Consider the following 7,373-nt stretch of genomic DNA (forward strand, 5'->3'; position numbering starts at 1 on the left):
CGGCGCCCTATAGCCGGTGCGCGATGGCCGGTGCTCTATAATCCGGGCGTCACGGCATGCGCCAGATGGTACTCAACAAATGACCGCTCCACCTTCGGCAATCGTCGCGGCGCTGCTCCAGCAAGCGATCGGATGCCATCAGCACGGAAAATTCGACGCCGCCCGTGAACTCTACGGCCAGGTGCTCGCGCTCGCGCCGCGCCAGTTCGACGCGCTCCACCTCTCGGGCGTGGCCGCGCGCCAGCTCGGCCAGGTCGACACCGCCCTCGCGCTGATCGGGCGGGCGATCGGCATCGACCCCGCGCAGGCCAACGCCCATTGCAACCTCGGCGCCGCCCTGCAGGACGCCGGCCGGCCCGACGAGGCGCTGGCCAGCTACGACCGGGCGATCGCGCTCAATCCCGGCTACGCGCTGGCCCTGTGCAACCGCGGCAACACGCTGCGCAATCTGGGAAGGCTGGAGGAGGCTATCGGCAGCTACCAGCGCGCGCTCGCGCTGCGCCCGGCCTACCCCGAGGCGCACTGCAACCTGGCGCTCGCGCTGCACGACGCCGGGCGTGCCGGCGAGGCCCTCGCCAGCGCCGGGCGCGCCCTGGGCGGCCGCCCCGACTACCCCGAGGCGCTGTGCGCGCGCGCGCGCGCCCTGCACGGCCTGCACCGCTTCGGCGAGGCGCTGCGCGACTACGACCGCGCCATCGCGCTCAAGCCCGACTGGGCCGAGGCCCGCTGCTGGCGCGGGGCCGCGCTGCAACGACTGCAGCGCTTCGACGAGGCGCTGGCCGCCTACGAGAGCGCGCTCGCGCTTAAGCCCGACTATCCGCTCGCCCACCAATACCGGGCCAACACCCTGCGCGCGCTGGGGCGCCCCGCCGAGGCCGTCGCCGCCTACCGCAGCGCGCTGGCGCAGGGCGGCGACGCCACCCAGATCGGGTACGCGCTCGCCGCGCTCGGCGTCGGCCAGGCCCCGGCCGCCGCCCCGGCCGCGTATGTGGCCGGCTTGTTCGACCAGTACGCTGACCACTTCGATCACCACCTGGTCGGCGTGCTGGGGTACCAGATGCCGGCGCTGCTTGACGCCGCGATCCGCCGCGCGTTTTCGCCGCGCGACGCCGACACGCTCGATCTGGGCTGCGGCACCGGCTTGTGCGGTCCCTACCTGAGGGCGTATTCGAAGCATCTGGTGGGTGTCGACCTGTCCGAGAAAATGCTCGACAAGGCGCGCCTTGCGGGCTGCTACGACGCCCTGTTCCGCAGCGAACTGGCGCAGTATTTGTCGGGGCGGACCGACGTCTGCGACCTGGTCGTGGCGGCCGACGTTTTCGTGTACATCGGCGACCTGGCGCCGGTGTTCGGCGCCGTCCACGGCGCGCTGCGCCCGGGCGGCGGCTTTTGTTTTTCGGTCGAGGCCTGCGACAGCGGCGAGTTCACGCTGCGGCCGTCGAACCGCTTCGCCCATTCGCTCGCCTATGTGCGCGCGCTGGCAGCGGCGGCCGGGTTCGAGGTGGTCGAGGCCGAACGGCGCGCAGGACGCGAGGAGGACGGCGTCGGCGTCATGGCGTACGCGGTCACGCTGCGCAGCCTCAAGCCGAAGGCGGCTTTGTAAAACTTATTTGGGCGCCGAAGCCCGCACCACCTGGTGGATGTAGGTGCGCCCGTCCTGGCGCGGCGTCACGTTCCAGCCTTTTTTGCTGCCCCACACGGTGGTGTGGATGTACAGGGGGACCAGGCCGACGTCGCGCATCGCCACCCGGTTCGCCTCCCGCAGCAACCGGCCGCGCCGGGCATCGTCGAACTCCACGCGCGCCGCCAGAAGGGCCTGGTCGAAGGCGGCGCTGCGGTAGCGGCCCCGGTTCGAGGCGCCCATGCCGGTCGCCGGATCGAAGCCGGCCAGCAGCGCCTTCATGCTGGACTCGACCATGCCGGAGTCGGCGTTCCAGCCGCCCAGCATCAGGGAGAATTCAAGCTTGTTGCCGCGCGCGAAATAGACCGGCGCCGGCAAGCTTTGGACGTCGGTCAGGATGCCGACCCGGCCGAGCATGCCGGCCAGCGTCTGCGCCACCTGGCGGTCGTTGACGTAATGGTCGCTGGTGGAATGGAGCGTGATCCGGAAGCCGTTTGGATAGCCGGCCGCCGCCAGCAGGCGGCGCGCGCCGGCGATGTCCTGCCTGGACCCGATTAGCTCGGGCGCGTGGCCGGCGCCCGAGGGCCCGACCAGCTGGTCGCTCGGCACGCCCATCCCCTCGAGCACCTTGGCCACCAGCGCGTCGCGCCCGACCGCCTTCGAGATCGCCTGCCGCACCCGCAGGTCGGCCAGCGGGTTGCGCGCCAGCGGCTTGCGGTCAAGGCCGAAGGCGAACGGGGTTTGCGCGCGCGCGCCGTCGAGGTGCAGGTACATCAGCCGGAACGACGGCGCCGAGGCCACCGTAAATCCCGGCCTGGCGGCGACGGCCCGGACGTCCTGGGTCGGCACGTTCTCGATCAGGTCGACCTTGCCGCTCAACAGGGCGGCGGTGCGGGTCGACTCGTTCGGCAGCAGCAAAATGGTGGCCTTGTCCCACTGCCCCTGCCGGCCCCAGTAGGCCGCGTTGCGCACCAGGTCGATCCGTTCGTTGCGGCGCACGGCGGCGAACTTGAACGGGCCGGTGCCGACCAGCGCCCTGCCCGAATTGAAGTCCTCGGTGGCGGCGTTTTCGGCCGCCGCCTTCGAGACCATGAGCACGCCGGTCAGGTCGCGCGGCAGCATCGGCACCGGACCGTCGGTGTGGACGTGCACGGTCAGTTTGTCGAGCGCGACGACGCGCTTGATCGCCCGCGTGTAGAGCGCGAACGAGGACGGGCTGTTCTTGACCGTCTTGGTGCGCCCGAGCGAGAACACCACGTCGGCGGAGGTGAACGGGCGGCCGTCGTGGAACCTCACGTCCGGACGCAGCTTGAACTCCCAGGTGGTGGGGCCGCGCAGTGTCCAGCCCAGCGCCAGCGCGGGCACGATGCCGGCGCCGGCGTCGCGCGCGACGAGCGGATCGAACATGTGCTCGGCCACGTTCGAGTTGGAAGAATTGTTATGGAAGTGCGGATCGAGCGAGGTGATGGTGCCGGACAGGCCGACCGTGATGTCGGCCGCCTTCGCGCCGCCCCACAGCGCCGTCGTGAGCAGCAGCGCGCTCGCGCAGAGCAGGTGTGTCGGCCGGTGGTATCGCATCGGAGTCGGACCAGTGTGGAAAGCGGACCGGTATTGTAGCCGACGCACCCGCGGCGGCCGGCCGCGCCACGATGGAGCCGTAACGCGGCGCCATAACGTCGCCTCTGGTGTGCCCGGCGCTATTTGTTTGATATGTGAACCGGCACGGGCCATAATTGAACGCTCGCGCACTGTTTGGCAAACCGGCCAAGGGCGCGCTGCAATCGACCAAAAATAAGGAGACTCCATGTTCGCGACCGATACCCTGTCTTTCGCAGGGAGCGGCGCCGTGCTCGCCGTTGCCGCCGCGCTGTCCGCGACGCCAGCCCCGGCCGGCGCCGCCAAGCCCCAGCGGGCCACCCTGTCGTGCGCCGCCAGCGGCACGCTCGAAGCGCTGGTCGATTGCATCTCCCACCAGATGCCGCAGCACGACTCGAATGGCTTCGCGGTGCCGACCGCGGCCCAATCGACCGACTTCGCGGCCGTCGTGACATCCATGCTCGAAGGGAACTGCGATTTCGCGCTGCCAGCGAGCATCGGCGCCAACATGGCGATCCGCAGCTTCACCGACGACGGCAACGGGCGCACCTACTGCCTGCTGATGGAGGTGAAAAGCTCGGTCAAGAGCGGCTTTGTCGACAAGGGCTGGGGCACCTTCATCACCCACCCGGCCGGCGCGCGGCGCATCAGCCACCACGCGCCGCATCCCAAATTCGACACCGCGAGCACCGGCTCGGACGAGGGCGACGCCTACAGCGCGCGCGAGGCGGTGCGCATTTTCAAGCGGAGCGATTCGCGCAGCTACCTGATGGCGGGCACGCGCCGCAGCGCGAACCTGAGCGCGAGCACCTGCCAGGGTTCCTACTGGCAGAGCGATTGCGCCCACAACACGGCCAATATGTACTTCCCGGCCAATGTCGCGCTCGACAATTTCTACGCCGCCCGGGGTCAGGACTGGACCGCCATCGAATGGCACAGCAAGAGCGCGTCGACCTGCAGCAACGATGTGTTCATGAGCATGGGCCGCAACGAGACGCCGCCGGCCGGCTCCAAGCTGCAGCTGCTCAAGGCCGCCATGGAGGCCCAAAAACCGTCCTGGGTCATCGAGACGACCGGCGGCGGCGGCACCTGCGCCCTGGTCGCCTCGACCAACACCGCCGGGCGCATGCTCAACGGCGTGACCGCCACCAATGCCTGCGGCACCGCCGCCACCTCCGCGTCGGGCAAGTTTTTGCACATCGAGCAGACCACCGGTTTGGTCGGCGATCTCGAGGCCACCTCGACCGCGTGGGCCAACGCGCTGATCGCCGCATTCCCATAGGGGCGGACCGGCCGCCCGCGCGGCGCTACGGCCGGGCCGGGTCGTCGATCGAGGCGATCTGTTCGATGAGGGCGATGTAGTCGGCCGGCAGGCCGCCCTCGCGCGCGCCCGACAGCACATGCTGCTTGTACCAGTGGTAGGGCCTGAGAGGCTGAGAGTCTTTCGATCATGCCCGCTCAGCACGCCAGAAAGCGCCAGTTCGTCGTTGCAAATGCTCACCATAGCCCGCTATGGCTGTGCTTTGCGCCTCGATCTGCCGCTTTCTGGCGGGCTGCTCGGGCACGCCCGAAAAACTCTCAGCCTCTGAGCGCGGCGTCCTTGCGCGTGGCGAAGTAGGTGCATGCGGTGAGCACCGCGCCTTCGGTGACGACATCGACCATGGCCGCGGCGTAGCCGTTGCCCAGGCCCTCGGCCCGGTCGAGCCCGGCCTTGTCGGCCACCCCGACCGAATACACGACGCCGTAGACGCGGGCGCCGGCGAGGCCGGTCGGTTCGCAATCGCACTTGGCGCTGCCGTCGCGGCCACCTTGTCGAACGTGAGGCGGCGGCCCGTGACATAGCCGGCCGCCACCACCCGCGCCGACGGCGCGCGGTCGGCCGCGGTCAGGCGCGCCGCGCTCATGTTCGAGCCGTACGCGAAATAGAGGAAATGGCTGGCGCCCATTGAGTGCTTCCAAAAAAGTGCCGAAGCAAGAACAGATCGTCCCCGCATGCGCGAGGGCGATGCTGGTTTTTGCTCTTCAAGCTCAATCCGCACGATTTCTGTTGCGGGTGTGAGCTCTCGGTCTTGGCTATCGCATCAGAAGCTGTACGCCGCCTTGGCGTAGATGAAGCGCCCCGAGCGACCGAACGGCGCGTAGTTCGAGAACTGCGTGGTGCCGGTCGTGTTGAGCGTCGTCGGCAGCGCCTCGGGATAGGCGTCGAACAGGTTGTCCGCGCCCAGCGCGAGGTTGATCTTCGGCGTGAGCGCGAGGCGCGCCTCGAGGTCGACCACGGTCTTGGCCGACATCCTGAAGTCGAGCGCCTCGGATGTGCCCGGCGACAGCACCTCGCCGTAGCGGGTCGCGCGCAAGGTCGCGCCGAGCCTGCCCAGCTTCCAGTTCACGCTCGCGTTGATCTTGTTCATCGGCTGGCCTTCCTCGAACGACAGCAGGTTGATGCGCCCGAACAGGGTCGGCGCCGGGGTGATCGCCGACACCTGCGCGGTGGTCGGAATGCGCGTCACCTCGGTGTCGGTGATGTTGCCCGCCAGCGTGAAGTCGAACCTGCCGGCCGCCGCCGTCTGCATCGGATAGTTGAGCACCACGTCCAGGCCCTGCGTGGTGGTGTCGACGCCGTTGATGAAGAAGCGCGCGCCGCCGACGCCGGCGAACCCCTTGCCGGCGAGGTAGGCGACCACCGGGCCGCTGTTGAGGTTCTCCGACAACACGATGCGGTCCTTGATCTTGATCCGGTAGGCGTCGAGCGTCAGCGTCGCCTTGTTGTCAAAGCGCATCACCGCGCCGAGCGACATGTTCAGCGATTTCTCGGCGTCGAGCGGCTTGGCCCCGAGCGCGACGGCGGCCGCGTCGGACGGCCGGAAGGTGGTGATTTCGAGCGGCACGCCGTCGACGAAGTTGGTCGAGGTGGTCGTGAAGAATTGCTGCTGCGGCGACGGCGCGCGGAAGCCGTTCTGGAGCGAGCCGCGCAGGGCGAACCCGGTCGAGATGTCGTAGCGCGCCGCCAGCTTGCCCGCCAGGCTGTTGCCGAAGTCGGAGTAATGCTCGCCGCGCAGCGCGAACGAGGCCAGCAGTTTCGGCGTCACGTTCGCCTCGAAGTCGGCGAACACGCCGGTCGCGGTGCGGCTGTGGTCGGACGCGTCGGCCGGACGGAAGCCCGGGAACACCTGCGCCCCGGACGCGGTCGGCTTGCCGTCGAGCAGCACCCCGCCGTTGCGGTAGGAGTCGGGCTCGCCGGCGAACAGGGTGTAGCCCTCGCGCCGCGTCTCGGCGCCGAGCGCGATGTTGAGCGGCGAGTCCAGTCCGGCCACCGCCACCGTGCGCACGCCCGTCAGGTTCAGCACCATCTGGTCGTACGAGAAGCCGCCGGCGTCGAACACGGTCTTGCTGGCCGCCCCGATCGAGCGGTTCAGCGTGTTTTCGATCGAGAACCGCATCTTGTTCTCGCCGTAGCCGAGCGAGGCGTCCATGTCCCACTCGCCCATGGTCCAGGTCATGCCGCCGGTGGCGCTGGCGTCGTCGACGGTCGGGGCGATCACCGGCAGGAAGCCGTCGGGGTAGATCGCCGGCGTGTTGCGCGCGTCCTGCGCGATCCGGTAGAAGCCGGCCGAACGCGCCTCGCGCTTCTGGTGGCTGGCCCAGCCGTACAGCCCCATGCCGTTGCCGAGATCGCTGCCGGCGTTGGCGAACAGGGTGCTCTGTTTCATGTCGGGCTCGCCGTACCAGCTGTTGAAGCGGTCGAAGGCCTGTTCGCGCGGGTCGAACGCGCCGGCCACGAGCGGGTATTGGCGGCGCAGGTCGTAGCCGCCGCGCTCGGTGCGCTGCTGGTCCTTGAGCTCGGCCGCGATGGTCAGGAAGCCGGCCCCGCCCAGCGCCAGGCCCTTCCAGATGCTGACGGTGGCCGTTTCGCCGTCGTTGCGCTTGCGCGAGGTCGGCGCGTTCGCGGCCCAGGTGTTGCCGGCCGGCGCCGCGCCCGACGCGATGACGTCGTATTCGGTGTTGCGCGCGCCGTAGGTCAGGCTCGCCTCGCCGCCGTCGCGGTTGGTGCGCAGGCGCAGGTTGACCACGCCCGAGATGGCGTCCGAGCCGTACTGGGCGGCGGCGCCGTCGCGCAGCACCTCGATCGTCTTGACGATCGCCGTCGGGATGGTGTTCA

5 protein-coding genes are annotated in these 7,373 nt (G+C 69.5%); 2 read left to right on the plus strand and 3 right to left on the minus strand.

The features are described 5' to 3' along the window. The first annotated feature begins 79 nt into the window (after nucleotides 1-79). Nucleotides 80-1,603, plus strand: a complete 1,524-nt coding sequence (locus C7C56_RS12025; protein WP_106757632.1) for a tetratricopeptide repeat protein — start codon at nucleotides 80-82, stop codon at nucleotides 1,601-1,603. A gap of 3 nt (nucleotides 1,604-1,606) precedes the next feature. Here C7C56_RS12025 and C7C56_RS12030 read toward each other — a convergent pair whose 3' ends face one another. Then, entirely contained in the window at nucleotides 1,607-3,199 is a 1,593-nt protein-coding gene (locus tag C7C56_RS12030; protein ID WP_181373141.1) for an ABC transporter substrate-binding protein, read from the minus strand. Nucleotides 3,200-3,425: 226 nt separating this feature from the next. Between C7C56_RS12030 and C7C56_RS12035 the strand changes: the two genes are divergently transcribed. After that, on the plus strand, nucleotides 3,426-4,499 hold the full coding sequence (locus C7C56_RS12035) for a hypothetical protein (RefSeq protein ID WP_106757634.1): 1,074 nt from the start codon (nucleotides 3,426-3,428) through the stop codon (nucleotides 4,497-4,499). Nucleotides 4,500-4,795: 296 nt separating this feature from the next. On the opposite strand, the gene C7C56_RS12040 is transcribed toward C7C56_RS12035, so the two are convergent. Then, nucleotides 4,796-5,176 carry a gamma-glutamylcyclotransferase gene (locus C7C56_RS12040; RefSeq protein WP_181373142.1) on the minus strand — a complete coding sequence of 127 codons (381 nt, stop codon included), beginning with the start codon at nucleotides 5,174-5,176 and terminating at the stop codon, nucleotides 4,796-4,798. A 122-nt stretch (nucleotides 5,177-5,298) separates the two neighbouring features. After that, nucleotides 5,299-7,373, minus strand: a 2,075-nt coding sequence (locus C7C56_RS12045) for a TonB-dependent receptor plug domain-containing protein (RefSeq protein ID WP_106757635.1), incomplete at its 5' end; no start/stop codon positions are given.

This window comes from Massilia glaciei (assembly GCF_003011895.2).
Classification (GTDB): domain Bacteria; phylum Pseudomonadota; class Gammaproteobacteria; order Burkholderiales; family Burkholderiaceae_D; genus Telluria_A; species Telluria_A glaciei.